A 21,760-nucleotide genomic window follows, 5' to 3' on the forward strand; every position below is an offset into this window, starting at 1 on the left:
CCTCCTCAGCGCAGCTTCGGGTCAAGGGCGTCGCGCACCGCGTCGCCGAGCATGATGAACGCGAAGACCGTGAGGCTGAGCATGCCGGCCGGGAACAGCAGCGTGTGCGGGTTGTCCCGGATCACCTTGCTGCCCTCGGAGATGTCGATGCCCCACGAGATCGTCGGGTCGCTGAGGCCGAGGCCGAGGAACGACAGCGTGGCCTCCGCGGAGATGTAACCGCCGAGGGCGATCGTGGCCACGACGATGGTCGGCGCGATGGCGTTCGGCATCACGTGGCGGAACAGGATCCGCGTGGTGCTCGCGCCGAGCGCCCGGGCCGCCGTCACGTAGTCCGCCTGCTTGGCCGTGATGACCGAGCTGCGCGTGACCCGGGCGATCGAGGTCCAGCCCAGGCAGGCCAGGGCCAGGATCACCACGTACACCTTGCGCTCGGTGAAGGCGTTCAGGACGACCATCGTGCCGAGCAGGAACGGCAGGCCGAAGAAGATGTCGACGACCCGGGAGATCATCGAGTCGATCCAGCCGCCGAAGTAGCCCGCGAGCATGCCGAGCAGACCGCCGAGCAGGGTGACCAGGGCGGTCACACCGACGCCGACGAGGATCGAGGCGCGGGTGCCGTGGATGACACGCGAGTAGATGGAGCGGCCCTGCTGGTCGTAGCCGAACCAGTCGGGCTGGAAGAAGTGCCCCAGCTGCGGCTTGCCCAGGTAGTGGTTGACGAGGTCGCCGTCGCGCGGGTCGACGCTGGTGAACCAGCCCGGGAAGGCGGCGATCACCAGCAGCAGGACCAGCAGCACCGAGGACACCCAGAACATGGGACGGTGCCGCAGGTCGTACCAGGCGTCGCCCCACAGGGAGCGCGGCTTGTCGCTCTTCTTGCCGCTGTCCTTGGCGGGGGCGTCGACGGCCGGCGGGGCCACGGCGTCCACGGCCGCGGCGTCGGTGGTCTGGGCCTTGGTCACGTCAGGCATACCGGATCCTCGGGTCCAGGACCGCGTACAGCAGGTCGATGAGCAGGTTGATCAGGAGGATGACGAGGACGAGCACCGTCACCACACCCGTGACCGTCGAGCCCTCGCTCGTCTGGATCGCCCTGTAGAGGAGGTTGCCGACACCCTGGATGTTGAAGATGCCCTCGGTGATGACCGCGCCGCCGATGAAGCCGCCGACGTCGGTGCCGACGAAGGTGACGACCGGGATCAGCGAGTTGCGCAGCAGGTGGACACCGATGATGCGGCGCCGGGGCAGGCCCTTGGCGAGGGCGGTGCGCATGTAGTCGGCCCGCAGGTTCTCGGCGAAGGTCGTCCTCGTCAGCCGTGCCACGTATGCCATGGACAGCATGGCGAGGACGAAGGCCGGCAGGAACAACTGCGAGAAGTCCGTGGAGTCCTGGACGTTGGGCGGCAGCCAGCCGAGTTCGTCCGCGAAGATGAACCGGGCGATGAAGCCGAGGACGAACACCGGGATGGAGATCACCGTCAGGGTGAAGACCAGCACACCGGTGTCGGCGGCCTTGCCGGCCCGCAGACCGGCCCACGCGCCGAGGCCCACACCGATGATGATCTCGATGGTGATGGCCAGCAGCGTCAGCCGCAGCGTCACCGGGAACGCCTCGGCCATCAGCTCCGTGACCGGGCGTCCGGCCAGGTTCTTGCCGAAGTCTCCCTGGAGGAGATTCCACATGTAGTGGACGTACTGTTCGAGGACGGGCTTGTCGAAGCCGTACTCGCGCTTGATCTGCGCGATCTGTGCGGGATCGGGAGCCTTGTCCCCGTAGATGGCCCGGACCGGGTCGCCCGGCAGGATGTGGACCATCAGGAAGATCAACAGAGTTGTCCCGATGAAGATCGGGATCATCTGGAGCAGTCGCCTGGCGGCGTAGCGCCCCATCTTGCGCCTCCATGCCGTGAGGGGTCGGCGAGGCCTGCGCACTCATACCGCAGGGTGGGGCGTGAGGTGGAGGCCTGTGCCTACGGACCGGCGCCGCCGCTCCCCTGTCGGGAGGGGCGGCACCGGTCTGCGGTCGTGTTTCTTACTTCTGCTTGACCTGGATGGTGTCGAAGATCGGGTCACCGTCCTGGCCGTACTCGATCTTGCCCAGGATGTTGGTGGACTGACCGCTGTTGACCTTGTAGAACCAGAGCGGAATCGCCGGCATGTCCTTGGCGAGGAGCTGCTCCGCCTCCTGGTACTTGGCCACGGTCTCCTCGATCGAGCTGGCCTTGTCCGCCTCGGAGCTCAGCTTGTCGAACTCCTTGTTGGAGTAGCCGCTGGTGTTGCCGGCCGCCGTGGAGCCGTACAGGTCGCGCATGAAGTTCGAGTTGACCGGGTAGTCGAGCACCCAGCCACCGCGGTACATGGACTTGACCTGCTCGTTGTCACGGGCGTCGAGGTCGGCCTGGAAGGTCGGCTTCGGGTCGCCGGTGCACTCCACACCGGTGGACTTGCGGATCGAGTTGCAGACCGCGTCGACCCAGGGCTTGTGGTCCTGGTCGGCGTTGTACTGGATCTGGATCTTGTTGCCCGGGACGCCGCCACCCTCCTGGATGAGCTTCTTGGCCTGGGCCGGGTCGAACTTGACGATGTCGCCGAGCGCGCCCTTCTTGTAGCCGAGGACGCCCGGGGCGACGTAGGAGTCGGCCGGGGTACGCGTGCCCTGGAGGACGGTCTTGGTGATCGTCTGGCGGTCGATCGCCATGGACAGACCCTGGATGACCTTGGGGTCGATGTCCTTGAACTGCTTGGTGTAGAACGCCGGGACGATCGACTGGACGGCCGAGTACGGCTGGTCGATGGCGCGGTCGCCGAGGTCCGTCTTGTAGCTCGTCAGCGCGGTGGTCGGGACCTGCTCGATCCAGTCCACGTTGTTGGAGCGCAGGTCGGAGTAGGCGGCGTCGGCGGTCGTGTAGTTCTTGAAGTCGATGCCGCCGTTCTTGGCCTTGTTCGGGCCCTGGTAGTCCGCGAACTTGCGGACCTTGATGAGCTTGTTGTGCTCCCAGGAGACGAACTTGTACGGGCCGTTGCCGACCGGCTTCTCGCCGAACGCCTTCGGGTCCTTGAAGAAGGACTCGGGCAGCGGCGCCCACACGTCGTAGCCCAGCTTGTACGCGAAGTACGAGACCGGCTGCGTCAGCTTGATGGTGAAGGTGTTGTCGTCGACGACCTTCAGGCCGGACATCTTGTCGGTCTTCGGCTCACCCTTCTCCGGGTGCACGTCCTCGAAGCCGACGATGTCGGAGAACCAGCTGGAGTTGGTCTGGTTGTTCTTGATGTTGGCCGACCAGTTCCAGGAGTCCACGTAGGACTTGGCGGTGACCGGCGTGCCGTCGTGGAACTTCCAGCCCGGCTTGAGCTTGACGGTCCACTCGGACGAGTCGTCGTTCGGCGTGACCGACTCGGCGTTGACGTACTCGAGCTTGCCGGTGCCCGGCTCGTAGTCGACCAGGCCGGCGAAGATCGTGCGCAGCACGCGGCTGCCCTGGCTCTCCTTGGCGTTGGCCGGCTGGAGCGGGTTCTGAGGTTCGCTCAGCTGCGCAGTGACGATGCCGTTCGGGTCGGCCTTCCCCTTGTTCATGTCGTCGCCGGCACTGTCGTCGCCGCCGCCGCAGGCGGTGGCGGCCAGGGCGACGACTATCGCCCCCGCGACCCACTTGGCGCTCTTGGCACCGCGCATGGGTTCCTCCTATGAAGTCATTGGTTCACCGCAAAGGGAGCACAGACAGACCACCGCCACCGCCCGTCGCCGGTGCCGGAAATCGTCAGGTGCCCCCGCGCTCGTGAGTCGGCGCCGCCTCCAGCGAGTGACCCGTTCATCCGAGCTCTACGCGCCTAACTATCTGCCAAACGCCAGGAGCGAACCACACTCTCGAGGTCTCGGTTCGATCACAGCTCGCGCCTACATCTTCCAAAATCCGGACAAAGGGTTTGGTGAAAGATCCCTGCGAAACGGACTTGTTACACATCTATCGGTGGTGGGTGTCCGCATTCCGGACGCGAGTGAGATAAACCGCTTGCGGCTGCCGTGGCTGCCGTGCAAGGTGCCGACGGTGGTCGTCGCGCGCTCAAGGAGCCTCCGCCACAAGGACGTTGTCCGGGCAGGGCGCGGCACTTCCGCAGCAGGGTAGTGCGCATGAGGCGCTTCGGGCGGCTGCCCCCGGCAAATCGAGGGTTTTCCCTAACCCTTCCCTTCGCGTTCCCTCCGCTTTACGACAGCATCGGGCACCCCGCCTCGCGGGGTGCCCGATGTCGTCGAACGGCAGGCGTCAGCCGTGCTTGGCGCGGCTGGCGGCGCGGGCGCGCTCGCGGGCGTCCAGGTTCACCTTGCGGATGCGCACGGCCTCCGGGGTGACCTCGACGCACTCGTCGTCGCGGCAGAACTCCAGGGACTGCTCCAGCGACAGCTTGCGCGGCGGGACGATCGACTCGGTCACGTCGGCCGTCGAGGACCGCATGTTGGTGAGCTTCTTCTCCTTGGTGATGTTGACGTCCATGTCGTCGGCGCGGGAGTTCTCGCCGACGATCATGCCCTCGTACACCTCGGTGCCCGGCTCCACGAAGAGCACGCCGCGCTCCTGGAGGTTGGTCATCGCGAACGCGGTGACCGCACCGGCGCGGTCGGCGACCAGGGAGCCGTTGTTACGGGTCTGGAGCGCGCCGAACCAGGGCTCGAAGCCCTCGTGGATGGAGTGGGCGATGCCCGTGCCGCGGGTCTGCGTCAGGAATTCGGTCCGGAAGCCGATGAGACCGCGGGAGGGCACGACGAACTCCATGCGGACCCAGCCGGAGCCGTGGTTGGACATGTTGTCCATCCGGCCCTTGCGGACGCCCATGAGCTGCGTCACCGCGCCCATGTGCTCCTCGGGCACGTCGATCGTCATGCGCTCGACCGGCTCGTAGACCTTGCCGTCGACGTCCTTGGTGACGACCTGCGGCTTGCCGACGGTCAGCTCGTAGCCCTCGCGGCGCATGGTCTCGACGAGGATGGCCAGCGCCAGCTCGCCGCGGCCCTGCACCTCCCAGGCGTCCGGCCGCTCGGTGTCGAGCACGCGGAGGCTGACGTTACCGATCAGCTCGCGGTCGAGGCGGTCCTTGACCTGGCGGGCGGTGACCTTGCGGTCCTTGACGGCCGCCTTGTTGTCGGCGCCCTTGCCGGTGGCGCCGCGGCCGACCAGCGGGGAGGTGTTGGTGCCGATGACCATCGAGATCGCGGGCTCGTCGACGGTGATCAGCGGCAGCGCGACCGGGTTCTCCGGGTCGGCCAGGGTCTCGCCGATCATGATGTCCGGGATACCGGCGACGGCACAGATGTCACCCGGGCCGGCCTTCTCGGCCGGCTTGCGGGTGAGCGCCTCGGTCATCATCAGCTCGGAGATGCGCACGTTCTGGACGGAGCCGTCGCGCTTCATCCACGCGACCGTCTGGCCCTTCTTCAGCTCGCCCTGCTGGACGCGCAGCAGCGCGATACGGCCGAGGAAGTTGTCGGCGTCCAGGTTCGTGACGTGCGCCTGGAGGGGGGCCGACTCGTCGTAGGTCGGGGCCGGGATGTGCTCCAGGATCGTGTTGAAGAACGGCTCCAGGCTGGTGGAGTCGCCCGGGACGGTGCCGTCCTGCGGCTTGGTGAGGGACGCGATGCCGTCGCGGCCGCAGGCGTAGACGATCGGGAACTCGATCTGGTCCTCGTCGGCGTCCAGGTCCAGGAACAGGTCGTACGCCTCGTTCACGACCTCGTCGATACGGGCGTCCGGCCGGTCCGTCTTGTTGATGCACAGGATGACGGGCAGCCGGGCCTGGAGCGCCTTGCGCAGCACGAAGCGGGTCTGCGGGAGCGGGCCCTCGGAGGCGTCCACGAGCAGGACGACGCCGTCGACCATCGACAGACCGCGCTCGACCTCGCCGCCGAAGTCGGCGTGGCCGGGGGTGTCGATGATGTTGATGGTGATCGGGTCCCCGCCGTCCTTGGGGTGATACTTCACCGCCGTGTTCTTGGCGAGGATCGTGATGCCCTTCTCACGCTCCAGGTCGTTCGAGTCCATCATGCGATCGTCGACCGAGTCGAGCTGGTGGGCGGCGAAGGCACCGGCCTGCTTCAGCATGCCGTCGACGATGGTGGTCTTGCCGTGGTCGACGTGGGCGACGATGGCGACGTTGCGGATGTCGTGGCGCGTGGCCATAAAAGGCGTACTCCCGGAGTGGTGAGGAATGCCCTGCGCGTACGTCGGTGGTGCGCGGGCCCTGCCGGGCTCAACATGCCACGGCCTCACCCCATGGTACGGGTCCGCGCCTGCTGGGGTTAGCCGGGATGGGTCGGTGCAGGTCAGGCCCTGTTTTTCGAGGTACTCGGCGCCGATGCCCTGGCCTGGGGGCTGCCGCCCCCGGTCCCCCGCTTCGGCCTGGACGGCCTCGTCCTCAAGCGCCGGACGGGCTGGGGGTGCCGGACCTGGCCTGTCCGCAAGCGTGCTGGGCGGCCTCTCGCGCCAGAGCCGAGTCCGGGCGCTCGCCGCAGTCGGCCAGTCCCGCGAGATCGACCGTCCAGTTCCGGGCGTGGCCGGAGGCGGTCCTGCCGTCCGGGCAGGTGTAGCGGAAGTCCGCCGACACCTCCCGCACGCCGGCGTACTGGTAGAACTCGCCCGCCGCGTGCGGCGTGACGCGGTCCGTGTCGAGCTCCGGGGCCGGTTGCCTGACATCGGTGAACGCCCAGGTGTCTCCGCCGGCCTCGGACAGGGTGGGCGCGTCGGAGTCGATCTCGCCGGTCTTCTTGCCGAGGGAGAAAAGGACCTCGGCGGCGGACGGGACCGGTCCGTCGGCCCTGACGGACGGGCGCGGTGTGTGGACCCGGCGCAGCGCGTTCCGCGTCGGGCCGCCGTCCGCTTCGAGCCGTTCCGGTTCGGAGACGCCGGTCAGCCGGTCCCGCTTGTTGACGTGGGACCAGGTGAAGGTGCCGTTCGCGCAGGCCGCCGCGGTGGGTCTGTCGGTCTCGTGGTCCCGGGCAGCCCCGCCCCCGCCCGTGCACGCCGCCAGGCCCGTCGCCAGCACCCCGATGACCAGTCCGGCCGCGCGGGCCGGCCGTACCCTGCCGCGCATCCGCCGGCTCCTGTCCCCCCGTGGGCGGACGCCCGGCGCCCGCACCATGATCACTGTTGCGTTCATGATGCGGGCGCCGGGCGGGAACGGCAAGGGAGCTACCGGTTCGCGGACTCCTTCGCGGAGGGGCCCGACGCCGGCTTCGCGCCCTTCTTCAGGAAGCCCATGTCCTCGTAGACCGGTGTGCCGAAGCCGAACGCGCCGGTGTTCACGAGGTTCTTGCGGGCCGCGAGGAGCTGGGGGCGCTGGAAGAGGGGGATGGAGCCGGCGGCCGCCCAGATGCGGGAGTCGGCCTTGCGGATCAGGGAGCGGGACTCGCCCTCGTCGAGGGTGGCCACGGCCTGGTCGAAGAGCTGGTCGACCTGGTCGGTGCCGACCCGGGTGTAGTTCTGCTCGACGCTCAGGGAGCCGTCGGCGGCCGGGACGGGCTTGGCGTAGACGGGGCGGGCGTCGGTGGCGGGGAAGGCCGTCGCGGGCCAGGAGTACAGGGCGAGGTCGTACTGGCCGGAGGCGATGTGGTCCTTGAAGTAGGACTCGTCGGAGACCTTGGAGATCTCCGTGCCGATGCCGACGCGCTCCAGCATGCGGGAGATGCGGTCGGCGACCGTGCGCAGCGTCCGGGAGCCGGGCCCGGAGGGGAGCACGAAGCGGAGGGTGAGCGCCTTGCCGTTCTTGGCGAACCGGGCCGCCTCCTGGTTCGCCGGGGCGGCGGTGCCCTTGGGGGCGTACGCGCCGGGGGCGCCGCCCTGGTGCGGGTGCTTGTACTGCTTGCCGTCCTGGGCGAGGTGGTCGGCGGGGTCCGGACCGCGGTGGGCCTTGTTGTCCTCGCCGACGATGTAGGTGCCGTCGTCGTCCGACTCGTCCTGCGAGGAGCCGGAGGCCTTCTCGCCCTCGGCGCCTGCCGCCTTCTCCTCTTTCTTCTTCTGCTCCTTGACGGGGCCGCCGCGTACCCAGCCGGCGTCGGCGAGCAGGGCCTGCGCCTCCTTGGTGTCCTGGCCGCCGAGGGCGCCGCTGTTGTCGGCGTAGGCGGCCTGGCCGGACAGGGCCAGATGGCTGCCGACCGGGACGGCGGGCAGGCCGAGCGGCTTGAGGACGACCTCGGCCAGCTCCTTGCGGTCCAGGGCGCGGGCGACGGCCCTGCGGACGCGCTCGTCGGCGAGCGGGCCCTCGGCGCCGTTCAGGGCGAGCTGGGTGAAGGCGGGCTCCAGCGACTTGCGGACCTCGAAGCCGCGCAGGGCCTGTTGCTGCCGGGCGTACTTCGCGGCGGCCTTGCGCAGCTTCTTGCGGGCGACGGTCTCCTCGTCGGCGGCGTCCTCGTCGGAGCCGTTGGCGACGGCCCAGGAGTGCAGGGCGTCCGCGGCGGACCGGTCGGCGCCCGGGCCCATCAGCGGGCTGCTGGAGCTCTGGGGGCGGGCGGCGACGGTGATGCGGCGGGCCGCGACCGGGTCGATCTCGGCCAGGTCGAGGGTGCCGGCGGCCAGCTCGGTGGCCCGCTTGTCGCGCGGGACGGTGCGCAGCACGATCTCGGAGAGCTTGGCGGGCTCGCCCCACCAGCGCGGGTTGCGGACGAGGGTGATCTCCTCGTCGTCGCGGTCGACCTTCTGCACCGTGAAGGGACCGGCGGTGACCTTGAGCTTCTTGCGGGCCCCGTCGTTGAAGGAGTCCGGGGTGCCCATGACGTCCTTCGGGTACAGCGGCGAGAACAGCGAGCGCCAGTCGGCGTAGGGGCGGCCGAAGGTGACCCGGACCTCCAGGGCGCTGTCGCCGCGCTCGATCTTCTGGATGCGGTCGTAGCCGGCGTTGCGGGCGGTCCAGTAAGCGGTGTCCCTGCCGGACAGGGCGCGCCACTGGGCGGCGAAGTCGGCGGCGCCGATCTCCCGGCCGTCGCTCCAGACGGCCTGCTGGTTGAGCTTGTACAGGACGACCTGCTTGGGCTCGGTCTCGACGACCTCGGCGGACTCCAGGTAGGCGGGGTTGCGCTCGGGGCGGCCGGAGGCGTTCATCCGGAACATCGACGGCAGGACGGCCTGGGCGACGCGGGTGGTGGTGGCGTCGGCGTCCGACTGGAAGGTGTTCAGGGTGTCGGGCACGGAGTCCACGGCCCAGCGCAGGGTGCCGCCGTCGGCGATCTTGTCGCGGGCGGCGGGCTGGATGTCCGGGGCGGCGTGCGGCTTGCCGGCCGGGTCCTCGGAGCCGCATCCGGCGAGCGCGGGCACCGCGAGCACGCCCGCGGTGAGGAAGGCGACCGAGCGCGTGACCGCACGCGGGCCGACGCCGTGCTGGGACATCTGTGCTACCTCCGGGAAGCCGCGGGCGTTATGATCACTTTTGGCGGTATTTGGAGTTCATCTGATGTATGCGGCCACTGAAGAGGAAAGGGTTCGGCAACACAGGGCGACACGGCGGTCACGGGCGGGAAGCCACCCGTGCGGCGCAACGCACCGCAGGGTGCGCCGACACGCCTCGGCCAATCGATGCACATCCCTTCACAGCACAAGGTGTGACGCGCAACACTCGCAGGCGCATGAACGTTGCCGCCTTGGGCCTCGAAGGACCCGCGGAAGTGAGGGCAAGTCATGTCCGTTCACGACGAACTGACGTCAGTCCAGCGCAGTCTCGACGAACTGTTCCGCTCGCTGGGGCGCCTGGAGAAGCAGCTCGGCACCGGCGGCCTGGAGATGCGCCGCGTCCGGGCCGACGCCAACCACCTGCGCGAGAGCGTCGCCCTGCTGCGCGACGCCGCCGCCACGCCGACCGCACCCAAGCGCCCCGACCTCGTCACCATCTCGGACGCGCCGTACGACCCCTCGCTGTGGGTCGACTCGGACGACGAGGGGCTCGGCGCCCGGGACCGGCGCGCTCCCTGACCGGGAGGGCGTCGAGCGACCGGCATCTCCCCCAGAAACCCGACCGGAGTCGTCAAAGTGGCCACTGGTACGGAACCCCCCGCCACCGAACCCCATCCGAGAAGCGGCGGCGTACGGGCGGGTACGCGCGCCGCGATCGCCGCCCCGCACCTGCGCACCGACCGCTGGTGGCTGGCCCCGGCCGGCACGGCCGCCGGCCTGCTTGCCTTCATCGTCTACTCGACCTGGCGGGCCTTCGCGAACGCCGACTACTACGCGGCGCCGTACGTCTCGCCCTTCTACTCCCCCTGTCTGGCGGAGAACTGCGAGCCGATGAAGGCCGGCCCGAACTGGGAGATCTTCGGCGGCTGGTGGGGGATCTCCCCCGCGATCATCATCCTGATCTTCCCGCTCGGCTTCCGCCTGACCTGCTACTACTACCGCAAGGCCTACTACCGCGGCTTCTGGGCGTCCCCGCCGGCCTGCGCGGTCGCCGAGCCGCACAAGAAGTACACCGGTGAGACCCGCTTCCCGCTGATCCTCCAGAACATCCACCGGTACTTCTTCTACGCCGCGCTCCTCGTCGCCGGCATCCTCACCTACGACACCGTGCTCGCCTTCCGCGACGAGAACTACGAGTGGGGCCACATGGGCCTCGGCACGCTCGTGTTCCTGGTCAACATCGTGCTGATCTGGGCGTACACGCTGTCCTGCCACTCGTGCCGGCACATCGTCGGCGGCAAGCTCAAGCACTTCTCCAGGCATCCCGTGCGCTACCGGATGTGGCAGTGGGTCGGGAAGCTCAACGCCCGGCACATGCTGCTCGCCTGGGCGTCGCTGGTGAGCGTGGCGCTCGCCGACTTCTACGTCTATCTCGTCGCCTCCGGCGCCTTCGACGATCCGAGGTTCTTCTGATGTCCGTGGTCGACCGGCAGGAATGGGACGTCGTCGTGGTGGGCGCGGGCGGTGCCGGGCTGCGCGCCGCCATCGAGGCCCGCGAGCGGGGCGCCCGTACGGCCGTGATCTGCAAGTCGCTGTTCGGCAAGGCGCACACGGTGATGGCCGAGGGCGGCATCGCGGCGGCGATGGCCAACGCCAACGAGAACGACAACTGGCGGGTCCACTTCCGCGACACCATGCGCGGCGGCAAGTTCCTCAACCAGTGGCGGATGGCCGAGCTGCACGCGCAGGAGGCGCCGCAGCGGGTGTGGGAGCTGGAGACCTGGGGCGCGCTGTTCGACCGCACCAAGGACGGCCGGATCTCCCAGCGCAACTTCGGCGGCCACGAGTACCCGCGCCTCGCCCACGTCGGCGACCGCACGGGCCTGGAGCTGATCCGCACCCTCCAGCAGAAGATCGTCGCCCTCCAGCAGGAGGACTTCAGGGAGACCGGCGACTACGAGTCCCGGCTGAAGGTCTTCCAGGAGTGCACGGTCACGCGCGTGCTGAAGGAGGGCGACCGGGTCTCGGGCGTCTTCGGCTACGAGCGCGAGTCGGGCCGCTTCTTCGTCCTGGAGGCACCCGCCGTCGTGATCGCGACCGGCGGCATCGGCAAGTCCTTCAAGGTGACGTCGAACTCGTGGGAGTACACCGGCGACGGCCACGCGCTGGCGCTCCTCGCGGGCGCTCCCCTGCTGAACATGGAGTTCGTGCAGTTCCACCCGACCGGCATGGTCTGGCCGCCGTCGGTGAAGGGCATCCTCGTCACCGAGTCGGTGCGCGGCGACGGCGGGGTGCTGCGCAACTCCGAGGGCAAGCGGTTCATGTTCGACTACATCCCCGACGTCTTCAAGGACAAGTACGCCGAGACCGAGGACGAGGCCGACCGCTGGTACGACGACCCGGACCACAACCGGCGTCCCCCCGAGCTGCTCCCCCGGGACGAGGTCGCGCGGGCGATCAACGCCGAGGTGAAGGAGGGGCGCGGCTCCCCGCACGGAGGCGTGTTCCTCGACGTGTCGACCCGGATGCCCGCCGAGGTCATCAAGCGGCGGCTGCCGTCGATGTACCACCAGTTCAAGGAGCTGGCGGACGTCGACATCACGGCCGAGGCGATGGAGGTCGGGCCCACCTGCCACTACGTGATGGGCGGGATCGCGGTCGCGTCCGACACGGCGGCGGCGCGCGGGGTGCCCGGTCTGTACGCGGCCGGTGAGGTGGCCGGCGGCATGCACGGCTCCAACCGGCTCGGCGGCAACTCGCTGTCCGACCTGCTGGTGTTCGGCCGCCGGGCGGGCTGGCACGCGGCCGAGTACGCGGCGGGGCTGAGCGGGGGGCGGCCCGTCGTGGACGAGGTCCAGATCGACTCCGCCGCCGCCGAGGCCCTGCGGCCCTTCTCCGCCGAGGCCGAGATCGAGGAACCGGCCGGGGGCCCGCCGGAGAACCCGTACACCCTGCACCAGGAACTCCAGCAGACCATGAACGACCTGGTCGGCATCATCCGCCGCGAGACGGAGATGAAGCAGGCCCTGGAGAAGCTGGCCGAGCTGCGGGGCCGGGCGCGCCGGGCCGGGGTCGAGGGGCACCGGCAGTTCAACCCCGGCTGGCACCTCGCGCTGGACCTCAGGAACATGCTGCTGGTCAGCGAGTGCGTGGCGCGGGCCGCGCTGGAGCGCACCGAGTCGCGCGGCGGTCACACGCGGGAGGACCACCCGGGCATGGACCGCAAGTGGCGGCGGATCAACCTGCTGTGCGCGCTCACCGACCCGACGGGCGGGCTGGCGGCGACGGACCCGGTCCGCGGCCAGATCACCCTCACCCGCGAGACCACCGAACCCGTCCGTGCCGACCTGCTCGCCCTGTTCGACAAGGAGGAGCTGGTCAAGTACCTCGCCGAAGAGGAGCTGTACGAATGAGCGGCTACACGGCCCACTTCAAGGTGTGGCGCGGGGACGTGAGCGGCGGCGGCCTGGAGGACTTCGAGGTCGAGGTCAACGAGGGCGAGGTGGTGCTCGACATCATCCACCGCCTCCAGGCCACCCAGGCCCCTGATCTCGCCGTGCGCTGGAACTGCAAGGCGGGCAAGTGCGGTTCCTGCTCGGCGGAGATCAACGGCCGGCCGCGGCTGATGTGCATGACGCGCATGTCGGTGTTCGGCCGGGAGGAGACGATCACGGTGACGCCGCTGCGGGCGTTCCCGGTCGTCCGCGATCTCGTCACCGACGTCGGCTTCAACTACGAGAAGGCGAGGGAGGTCCCGGCCTTCGTGCCGCCGGCCGGTCTCGCCCCCGGCGAGTACCGCATGATGCAGGAGGACGTGGACCGGCCGCAGGAGTTCCGCAAGTGCATCGAGTGCTTCCTGTGCCAGGACACCTGCCATGTGGTCCGCGACCACGAGGAGAACAAGCAGGCGTTCGCCGGGCCCCGGTTCCTGATGCGGATCGCGGAGCTGGACATGCACCCGCTGGACGCGGCGGCGGAGACGGGCCTCGACCGCAAGACCACCGCCCAGGACGAGCACGGCCTGGGCTACTGCAACATCACCAAGTGCTGCACGGAGGTCTGCCCCGAGGGCATCAAGATCACGGACAACGCGCTGATCCCGCTGAAGGAGCGGGCGATCGACCGCAAGTACGACCCCCTGGTGTGGCTCGGCTCGAAGATCAGGAGGCGCTCTTCAGCAGGCTGAGCGCCTCCCGGAGGTTGTGTTCCGCGATCTCCCGCATCCGCTCCGGGTACGGGAAGTCGCCCTCGATCAGCGTCAGCGGGCCCGAGACCAGGCCGAGGTGCATCGCCAGGCGGTACAGGCGCAGGCGTGTCTCGTCCAGACCCGGGGCGCGCAGGGCGTCGTAGTGGGGGCCGAAGCGGAGCCGGAGGAAGACGTGCTCCTGCTCCACGTCGAAGTACATCAGGCCTTCGATGTCGATGAGGGCCGGCTGCCCGTCGGGCGTGAGCAGGACGTGGTCCGGGCCGAGTTCGCCGTGGACGAGGGTGTGGCGGCTCCTGGGGCGGACCTCGGCGGCCAGGGCGTGGACGGTGTCCTCCAGCTCCCGGCGTGCGGCGGCGGCGCGGGGGTCGCGGGCGGCGGCTTCGGCGATGGAGCGCAACGCCCCCTCGGTGACGCGCTGTTCGCACGACCGGGCGTGGGAGGAGCCGCCGGCGTCGACCAGGGCGACCTTGCCCAGGCGGGGGCCGCCGTGGGCGTGCAGGGTGGCGAGCAGTTCGGCCATCCGGTCCATGAGCCGAGGTGCCTCTCGGGGGTCCCGGGCGAGGGCCTCCTCCAGGCTGCCGCCGGTCAGGTCCTCCACGACGGCCGCGTCGGCCGGGAGGTGCGTGTGCGTGGCGTCGGCGTACAGGAGGCGGGTGGTGCGGACGCCGGCGGCGGCCAGGCGGTCGTGGGCCGCCGTGAACAGGTCGAGGCCGGTGCCGTGGGAGAAGGGGTCGCGGGGGTCGGGGTCCGGCTGGTCCCAGTAGTCCTCGTCGGCCGACCAGACGTAGGCGACGGCCGTGGAGTCGTCGTCGAGGAAGAGCCGGTAGGCGCCCTTCTTGCTGCCGCCGCGCAGCCGCTCGACGCCGGTGAGGGTTCGGCCGGGGCCCAGGGCGGCGCGGGTGAGGGGGGCGAGGTCGGTGCGGGTGAGGGGGCGTCGGGTCGTCGTCACCGCACCCAGTCTTCCTTGTACGCCCGCCAGTCCGCCTCGCTCGCGGCGAAGTCGATGTACAGCGCGACGCCGAAGCGGGCCCGGTCCGCGTCCGTGCGGGACAGGCCCAGGCGGACGCCCCGGACGGCGGCGGGCACGGTCTCGGCGTGGCCCCAGTGGTCGAAGTTGCTCTCCCAGTAGAAGGGCAGGCCCATCAGCAGGTCGGTGGAGGGCGGGGTGACCTCCAGGGCGAGGGAGGTCTGCTGGGCGACGTAGCCGCCGTAGGTGCTCTCCAGTGGCTGCGCGGTGTCGTACGACATGACGGCGATCTGGTCGACGCGGCGGGCGACCTGGCCGAAGAACTCCTGGGACCACCACTTGGGGTGCTCGGTGAACGTCCCGGCGACGGAGTGAAGAGCCGGGAGCGGGTCGATCTGGTGGGCGGCGACGGAGAGGAGGGCGTCCCGGGAGCGGGTCTCGCGGCGCAGGGCGTCGAGGAGGCCGAGGTAGTCGCGGTCGCCGGAGTGCAGGGGCTCCAGGTCGAGGTGGATGCCGTCGTAGCCGGTGTCCAGGACCTGGCGGGCGGAGCGGACGACGGCGGCTCGGGTGTCCGGGTTCTCCAGACGCATGCCGTCCGGGCCCTCGGTGGCGAGGACGTCGCCCAGGAAGGCCTGGACGCGGACGCCGGGGAGTTTCTCGTGCACGGCGTCTATGAACCAACGGGCCCTCGGATAGACCGACTTAGGGAGCGTGCCGTCGTGTTCCAGCGGCCCCGAGTGCACATACAGATCACGGATGCCGGTGTCCTGGAGGCGGCGGGCCAGGGCGGTGACGTCGGCGTCCTTCTTACGGCCGTCGACCCAGGCGTGGCCGAGCCAGAGGGCGTCGCGGTCGCGGGTGTGGGTGCCCTCTGCGGGGTCGCCCTGGTAGTTGATGTAGAGGGCTGTTTCGGCGGTCAGGAGGGGAAGGAGGGCGATGAGCAGGGTTAAGGCCGCGCGTCTGAGCCAGCGGCGGCGGGGGCGTCCGGCCTCGGCTTCGCCTTCGGCCGGGTTGTTCCCACCCGGGGTGTCCTCGCCGTCTGCGACCGCGGGTTCTTTCGGCTCCGTGCGTTCCCTGTGGTCCATGTCCGGGTCTCCCTCACACATCGGTCTGCCCCGCGGGCCGCCAGGGGCCCGCAGGGCAGGTGGTGCCAGGGATGACGATCAGTAGGGATACCTCGGTTGCGGCCGGGCCGGTCTGTCAGGGGGCGAGGAGGATGGAGTTGTACGGCGTGTAGTTGTAGTCGGCGTACGTACCGGCGCGCTGGATCCCGCCGCAGTCCTTGCCGGCGGAGTCGTAGCAGTTGCGCGCGATGGCGCCGCCGGTCTGGTTGTTGAAGATCCTCTTCATGCCGTACTGGTTGTAGATCTTGTGGGCGCCGTAACTGTAGAACTTGTAGGTGGGCTTGTCGCCGCTCCAGCTGTCGTCCGGATACAGGCAGACGGCACCGCTCGGGCAGCCGTGGATCGTTGCCGCCGCCTGCGTCGCGTTGGCGGAACCGCCGATCGAGAGGACCAGGCCTGCGGCGAGCGCGGTGGCCACCGTCGCCGTCTTGGTGATCGTGCTTCGAATCTGGCGCATTTTCCGTTCCCCCTTGGTCTCGTTGAGCGCTCGTTTATGAGCTACTCAGATGATGGGGGCGCCCTCGACCGCGGGGCCAAGAGTTTGCAGCAGAGGGAAAACACACCGCATCACTGCCACTCGGGGGATTGCCGGCATGGCACTGCGCATCCACTTCACAGCGGACGACTTGGCACGCACGACGGTGGCCGTCGGCCCCGACATCATGTGGGAGCTGGTCAACAGCCTCCATGTCCTGCAGTCCCGGCGAGCCGCTTCCGAGTACGCGCCGTGGCTGCGCCATGTCCGGGACCGGTTCACCAGGCGGGATCTCAGAGGGCCGGTGCGGCTGCTGACCGCTCTCGTCCCGCCCAAGGGAGGCTTCCCCGACTTCCTCACCCCACCCGGAGGGGACAGCATCGGCACCTCGCTCGACCTCATCCGCGCCACCCCGGCGGCCCGGCTTCGCACCGAGCTCGACAGGCACTTCGGGCCGCGCACGCCTCCCCCGTGGTTCCGTCGGCTCGCGGAGGGTGACCGCGCCGCCCGACAGGAGCTCGACAACGCCGTCGGCACGTACTTCCGGGAATTGCTCGCACCGCAACTGTCCCTGATCAACGATTCGGTCCACACTGATCGCGCCCATTACAGCCGGGACGTTCTGGACGGTGGAACCGAACGGCTCTTGAACACCGTGTCGCCGTCGATCACCTGGGAGTACCCGACGCTGACCGCCGACTATCCGCGCGACCGGGATCTCCATTTACGCGGCCGGGGCATTTCCCTGGTCCCGTCCTTCTTCTGCACGAGCCGCCCGGTCACCCTCATCGATCCAGGCCTCCCCCCGGTGCTCGTCCACCCCGCTGCCCGCCACCCCGGCCCGCTGGACACACCTGCGTCTCTGCCCGAACTACTGGGGCGGACACGAGCCATGGCACTCTCCGCACTCACCACCCCGTGTTCCACGGGGGAACTGGCGCTGCGCATAGGCGTGTCCATCGGCACCGCGAGCAAGCACGCGTCCGTTCTGCGCGGCACAGGGCTCATCACCAGTACGCGGAGGGGTCACACCGTGCTGCACGCCCTGACACCGCTCGGCCGCGAACTGCTCGGGGGCCGCAGGCGTTGACTGCTCAGAACAGGCTCAGCAGCGCCTCCGCCGGATCCGTCAGGCCCGTTTCGCCGCCCGGCAGGGGCAGTTCGAACCAGACCGTCTTCCCCCGGGGCGTGCGGCGGGAGCCCCACGCCGCGCTGAGGAGGCCGACGAGCTGGAGGCCGCGGCCGCCCTCGTCGGTGTCGCGGGCGCGGCGGCGACGCGGCTGGACCAGGCCGGAGTCCCACACCTCGCACACCAGGGTGCGGTCGAGCAGGAGACGGAGCCGGATCTCGCCCTCGCCGTAGCGCAGGGCGTTGGTGACCAGCTCACTGACCAGCAGCTCCGTGGTGTCGACCAGGGGCTCCAGGTCCCAGCTGAGCAGCTGGGCGCGCGCGTACTCGCGGGCCCGGCCCACGCTGCGCGGCTCCCGGGGCAGGGTCCAGTCGCCGACGGACTCGGTGGGCAGGCCCTGGACACGTGCCATCAGCAGCGCGATGTCGTCCTCGCCGTGATGGGTGTCGAGCGTGTTGAGGACGTGGTCGCAGACGTCCTCCAGCGGCTGGGAGGGGTCGGCGAGGGCGCTGACGAAGGCCTGGAGGCCCTCGTCGAGAGGGTGGTCGCGGCTCTCGACCAGGCCGTCCGTGTAGAGCGCGAGCAGGGCGCCCTCGGGCAGTTCGACCTCGACCTCCTCGAAGGGCTCGCCGCCGACGCCGAGCGGCATGCCCGGCGGCACGTCCAGCATCAGGGCCGCCTCGCCCGGTTCGACCAGCACGGGCGGCAGATGACCCGCGTTGGCGAAGGTGCAGCGCCGGGTGACGGAGTCGTAGACGGCGTAGACGCAGGTGGCGAGGTACACCTCCGACAGGTCGGCCTCGCGGGGCCGGCGGGCCGCCCGGGTCGCCTGCTGGACCCCGCCGGGGGCGCCGGGGGCGCCGAGGCCGCGGGCGATCTCGTCCAACTGGGAGAGCACCTCGGCCGGTTCGAGGTCGAGCTGCGCCAGGGTCCGGACCGCCGTGCGGAGTTCGCCCATGGCGACGGCGGCACGCAGGCCGCGCCCCATGACGTCGCCGACGACGAGCGCCGTGCGGTGCCCGGGGAGTTCGATGACGTCGAACCAGTCGCCGCCGACCTCGCTGGGCCGGCCCGTGTTGGCGTTGCCGGGCAGGTAGCGGCAGGCGATGTCGAGGCCGGAGGCCTCCGGGTCGCCGGGCGGGAGCAGGGACCGTTGCAGTATCAACGCGCGCTCGTGCTCGCGCCGGTACAGGCGGGCGTTGTCGATGCAGACGGCGGCGCGGGCCGCCAGCTCCACCGCGAGATCGCGGTCCCGGTCGCCGAAGGGCTCGCTGCCCTTCGTCCGGGCGAACTGCACGAGCCCGACGACGGTGTCGTGGGCGACCATCGGCACGGCCAGCGTGGACTGCACGAGGCCGCCGTCCTCGCCCGGGACGGTCTGCGGACGGGCCGTGCGCAGGGCGTCCGCGCAGGGCGAGTTGAACGGGTAATGGTGGACCGCGCCGACCGCGACGGGCACGCCGGTGCCGGCGAAGGGCGCGTCGGAGACGGCACTGGCGAAGGCCACGCGGCGCAGCTCCGCGCTGCCGTCGGCGAGCCCGGGCGGGGTCTCGTCGCCGACCAGCAGGCCCTGGTAGAGGTCGACGGTGGCCAGGTCGCAGAAGCCGGGCACGACCACGTCGAGGAGCTGGCGGGCCGTGGTCTCCAGGTCCAGGGAGTTGCCGATGCGGGCGCCGGCCTCGTTCAGCAGGGCGAGGTTGCGCCGGGCGGCCGCGGCCTCGCGGGCGGCGGCGCGGCGCGAGGTGATGTCCGTGCCGAGCCAGGCGATGCCGATGGGGCGGCCCGAACCGCTGTGCACGCGGTAGAGGTTGACGGACCAGTGGCGGCGCTCGTCGGAGCCGGGCACGAAGCCCGTGACATGCATGTCGGTGATGGAGTTGCCGGTCTCCAGCACGCGGCGCAGCGTCGCGGCGACCCGCTCGGCCTCGCCGCGCTGGAGGTAGTCGTGGACGCCCTTGCCGCGGTGGTCGTCGGGCGCGCCGCCGAAGATGGACGCGAACCGCTGGTTGGCGCGGCGGACCCGCAGGTCCGGGTCGATCAGCAGGAAGCCGAACGGGGATTGACTGAATATCGCCTGTGAGGCGGCGAGGTCGGTCTCGATGCTGCGCAGCGTGCGGACGTCGACGACGATGCAGACGGCGGCCTTCTCGCCGTCCTCGGTGCGCGTCGGCATGACGTAGACCTCGGCGAGCCCTTCGTGGCCGCACTCCCCCTCGCCCGCGTCCTTCGGCATCCGGAAGGGCACCACGCCGGTCCACTCGCGGCCGTCGAGGATCTCGGCCATCTTGCGCATGCCCCGCTCGCGATGGCGCGGGTCGATGAAGGTCTCGATGGGGTCCATGCCGACGGCGCGGCCGGCGGGGATGCCGAAGAGGTGCTCGGCGCGCAGGCTCCACTGGTCGACGAGCCCGTCGGGGCCGATGGAGAAGGAGGCGACCTTGATGTAGTCGTAGATGGATCCCGGGGGACTGCTCTGCCACATGGCGTCCCCGGGCTGCACCCCGTCGGCCGCGAGCGCACCTCCCACCGCGGAGGCCAGGCCGTCCGCGGCCCTCGCCCTCGCGCCCTCCGACGGGTCCTCGGACTCCGTGGCCTTCGCTGGTATCTCGCTCACGCGAACCGTCCCCTCCAGCTCACCGCGTCCGGCACCGGTCACCGGGGGCGGCTGCCCGCAGTATCCAGCACTACGGTGCCGCACAACACGGTGTTCACGATCACAGCACGGTCCCGATGGTTTTTGGACCGTACCGTGAGAACACTTCCAGTCTTCTAACCAGGGGACACGTCGTCGAATCACATGTGCGGGCAACCGCCACTGGCCTGAACCAATCGCTCGACAGCGGTAAGGCGTACGTACACCGATTTTTCACTCCGGGACCGCGAGTTCGAACCACACGGTCTTGCCCGCGGCGCCGGGCCGGGTGCCCCAGCGGCGGCTGGCGGAGGCCACGAGGTGGAGTCCGCGGCCGCTCTCGTCCTCGGGCCGGGCGGCGCGTTCGCGGGGCGGGTCCGGGAGCGGGTCGGAGACCTCGACCCGCAGGACGCCGTCCAGGTCGGAGGGGCGGACCAGGCGGACGCCGATGGGGCCCGTGGCGTGCCGGAGGGCGTTGGTGACCAACTCGCTGACCAGCAGCGCCGCGAGGTCGGCGAGGATGTCGAGGTCCCAGCCGCGGAGTTGGCCGCGGACGGCCTGGCGGGCGGTGCGCACGGCGCCCGGCTCGGCGGGAAAGGTCCACTCGGCGCGGTCACCTGCGGTGTCGATCACGCCGATCACTTCCCAGCCAGCGGGCCCGCCCATGTCCGGTTTCATGGGGTTAATGGGCACATACCCGATATCCGGGGCGGGGTACCGCGCGGCGCGGCGCACTGTGGCACGAAAGGCGTACGCGGCGCCCGCACTGCGGTCACGCCGCTCTGCGCGCCCTCGGCATGCCTCAGGCGCCGGGCACTTCCCCCGCGTCGGCTCCAAGGTCTCCCAGGTGTGCGAGGGTCTGCCGCACGGCCGGGACGTCCTGGTCGAGCCAGTCCACGTCCCAGATCTCGCCGGGGCCGAGCCAGCGCAGGTCGTCGTGGTCCTCCAGGGCCTTGGGGGCCGGGGAGCCGGGCCGCAGCCGTGCGGTCCACACCTGGAGGACGTACGGGGGCTTCAGCGGCCACTCCCCCGGGACCCGCCCGCCGGCCTCGGCGTCGACGCCGAGCTCCTCGCGCAGTTCCCGCACGAGCGCCGCGTCGACGGCCTCGCCCGGCTCGACCTTGCCGCCGGGCAACTCCCAGCGCCCGGCCAGCTCGACGGGCGCGCTGCGCCGGGCGGCCAGCAACCGCCCGCCGTCGACCAGCGCGGCACCCACGACGACGATCCGCTCACTCATGCGGGGAGCCTACGGGAGCGCGGCCGGAGGACGGCTCCGTCCGCGGGTACACCGGCCCCGGGGCCCCACCCCCAGCTCCTCACGACGGTCGGACGGTCAGTCGTGCGCCGCCGCGGCCGGTCCGTTCTGGCCGAGCCGCTCGACCCAGTACAGCTGCTTGTGGCCGCGGCCGTCGAGACTGTCCGCGATCTTCTGGGCCTCGGCCCGGGTCGCGTACCGGCCCACTCGGTACCGGTTGCCGTTGTCGTCCTCGCGTATCACGAGCCAGGGCAGAGTGACCGTGCTGTCGTTCATCGCGCCCCTCCACTTCCCACCCGCGGCCTGTGCCGTGCCCCACCCGATAAGGAAACCGCAATGCGCATATGCCCGAGCCTACGCCTAACCTTCACGCAGCGAATACGGCTTTTCACAAAGAGGTACGCAACCAGCCAGAACGCAGGGGGCGCACGACACAGAACGCGCCGTCCGCGCACCCCCGCGCATCCGGCCGCGGGCATACCGCAGACGCCACGGGCGACCTGCGGGGACGGCGACCGGCCACGGACCACGGACCGCCTCGGGGGGCGACGGTCCGCACCACGATCGTGTGAGCGGGGCGCGCGGGGGGCGCGCCGCGGG

General features: G+C 70.4%; 18 protein-coding genes. 5 read left to right on the forward strand and 13 right to left on the reverse strand.

The features are described from left to right. Window positions 1-5: 5 nt before the first annotated feature. The 6 genes from IE255_RS08205 to IE255_RS08230 form a co-directional block, all read right to left on the reverse strand. A complete protein-coding gene (locus IE255_RS08205; protein WP_190049512.1) occupies window positions 6-974 on the reverse strand; it encodes an ABC transporter permease in 969 nt (322 codons plus the stop codon). Further along, complete coding sequence (locus tag IE255_RS08210) at window positions 967-1,893, reverse strand: ABC transporter permease (protein ID WP_190049513.1); 927 nt, start codon at window positions 1,891-1,893, stop codon at window positions 967-969. Before IE255_RS08210 ends, IE255_RS08205 begins: the two co-directional genes overlap by 8 nt. A gap of 142 nt (window positions 1,894-2,035) precedes the next feature. Beyond that, window positions 2,036-3,676 carry a peptide ABC transporter substrate-binding protein gene (locus IE255_RS08215; RefSeq protein WP_190049514.1) on the reverse strand — a complete coding sequence of 547 codons (1,641 nt, stop codon included), beginning with the start codon at window positions 3,674-3,676 and terminating at the stop codon, window positions 2,036-2,038. A 589-nt stretch (window positions 3,677-4,265) separates the two neighbouring features. After that, window positions 4,266-6,173: a translational GTPase TypA gene (gene typA, locus IE255_RS08220; RefSeq protein ID WP_190049515.1), complete on the reverse strand. Its 1,908-nt coding sequence runs from the start codon at window positions 6,171-6,173 to the stop codon at window positions 4,266-4,268. Between the two features lie 235 nt (window positions 6,174-6,408). After that, window positions 6,409-7,083, reverse strand: a complete 675-nt coding sequence (locus tag IE255_RS08225) for a hypothetical protein (RefSeq protein WP_190049516.1) — start codon at window positions 7,081-7,083, stop codon at window positions 6,409-6,411. 98 nt (window positions 7,084-7,181) lie between these two features. Further along, window positions 7,182-9,371, reverse strand: coding sequence for an ABC transporter family substrate-binding protein (locus tag IE255_RS08230; RefSeq protein WP_190049517.1), 2,190 nt, complete (start codon window positions 9,369-9,371; stop codon window positions 7,182-7,184). 288 nt (window positions 9,372-9,659) lie between these two features. Here IE255_RS08230 and IE255_RS08235 point away from each other — a divergent pair, with 288 nt between their 5' ends. From IE255_RS08235 to IE255_RS08250, 4 genes are read left to right on the forward strand one after another with little or no spacing between them, the layout of a single operon-like run. Further along, the gene (locus IE255_RS08235; RefSeq protein ID WP_190049518.1) at window positions 9,660-9,950 is read left to right on the forward strand and encodes an Rv0250c family protein; all 291 of its coding nucleotides are present in this window, start codon (window positions 9,660-9,662) and stop codon (window positions 9,948-9,950) included. Between the two features lie 57 nt (window positions 9,951-10,007). Then, window positions 10,008-10,844 carry a succinate dehydrogenase subunit SdhC gene (gene sdhC / locus IE255_RS08240; RefSeq protein WP_190049519.1) on the forward strand — a complete coding sequence of 279 codons (837 nt, stop codon included), beginning with the start codon at window positions 10,008-10,010 and terminating at the stop codon, window positions 10,842-10,844. Next, entirely contained in the window at window positions 10,844-12,784 is a 1,941-nt protein-coding gene (locus IE255_RS08245) for a fumarate reductase/succinate dehydrogenase flavoprotein subunit (RefSeq protein ID WP_190049520.1), read from the forward strand. Before sdhC ends, IE255_RS08245 begins: the two co-directional genes overlap by 1 nt. After that, the gene (locus IE255_RS08250) at window positions 12,781-13,557 is read left to right on the forward strand and encodes a succinate dehydrogenase/fumarate reductase iron-sulfur subunit (protein ID WP_190049521.1); all 777 of its coding nucleotides are present in this window, start codon (window positions 12,781-12,783) and stop codon (window positions 13,555-13,557) included. The genes IE255_RS08245 and IE255_RS08250 overlap by 4 nt, the downstream gene beginning before the upstream one ends. Here the strand turns inward: IE255_RS08250 and IE255_RS08255 are convergent. From IE255_RS08255 to IE255_RS08265, 3 genes are all read right to left on the reverse strand, one after another. Beyond that, window positions 13,532-14,527 (reverse strand): phosphotransferase family protein, encoded by a 996-nt coding sequence (locus IE255_RS08255; protein WP_190049522.1) that lies wholly within the window; start codon window positions 14,525-14,527, stop codon window positions 13,532-13,534. The two genes, IE255_RS08250 and IE255_RS08255, sit on opposite strands and share 26 nt — an antisense overlap. Continuing rightward, window positions 14,524-15,630, reverse strand: coding sequence for a glycoside hydrolase family 18 protein (locus IE255_RS08260; protein ID WP_190049523.1), 1,107 nt, complete (start codon window positions 15,628-15,630; stop codon window positions 14,524-14,526). The genes IE255_RS08255 and IE255_RS08260 overlap by 4 nt, the downstream gene beginning before the upstream one ends. A 115-nt stretch (window positions 15,631-15,745) precedes the next feature. Beyond that, window positions 15,746-16,126 (reverse strand): hypothetical protein, encoded by a 381-nt coding sequence (locus IE255_RS08265; protein WP_190049524.1) that lies wholly within the window; start codon window positions 16,124-16,126, stop codon window positions 15,746-15,748. Between the two features lie 136 nt (window positions 16,127-16,262). Between IE255_RS08265 and IE255_RS08270 the strand changes: the two genes are divergently transcribed. Next, window positions 16,263-17,234 (forward strand): ArsR/SmtB family transcription factor, encoded by a 972-nt coding sequence (locus IE255_RS08270; RefSeq protein ID WP_190049525.1) that lies wholly within the window; start codon window positions 16,263-16,265, stop codon window positions 17,232-17,234. 4 nt (window positions 17,235-17,238) lie between these two features. Here IE255_RS08270 and IE255_RS08275 read toward each other — a convergent pair whose 3' ends face one another. From IE255_RS08275 to IE255_RS08290, 4 genes are all read right to left on the reverse strand, one after another. Further along, window positions 17,239-19,887, reverse strand: coding sequence for a SpoIIE family protein phosphatase (locus IE255_RS08275; RefSeq protein WP_190049526.1), 2,649 nt, complete (start codon window positions 19,885-19,887; stop codon window positions 17,239-17,241). A gap of 252 nt (window positions 19,888-20,139) precedes the next feature. After that, window positions 20,140-20,571: an ATP-binding protein gene (locus IE255_RS08280; RefSeq protein ID WP_229906322.1), complete on the reverse strand. Its 432-nt coding sequence runs from the start codon at window positions 20,569-20,571 to the stop codon at window positions 20,140-20,142. A 136-nt stretch (window positions 20,572-20,707) separates the two neighbouring features. Further along, window positions 20,708-21,142, reverse strand: coding sequence for a (deoxy)nucleoside triphosphate pyrophosphohydrolase (locus IE255_RS08285; protein WP_190049528.1), 435 nt, complete (start codon window positions 21,140-21,142; stop codon window positions 20,708-20,710). 96 nt (window positions 21,143-21,238) lie between these two features. Continuing rightward, window positions 21,239-21,436: an SPOR domain-containing protein gene (locus IE255_RS08290; RefSeq protein WP_190049529.1), complete on the reverse strand. Its 198-nt coding sequence runs from the start codon at window positions 21,434-21,436 to the stop codon at window positions 21,239-21,241. Window positions 21,437-21,760: the final 324 nt, after the last annotated feature.

This window comes from Streptomyces lomondensis, from assembly GCF_014651035.1.
GTDB lineage: Bacteria > Actinomycetota > Actinomycetes > Streptomycetales > Streptomycetaceae > Streptomyces > Streptomyces lomondensis.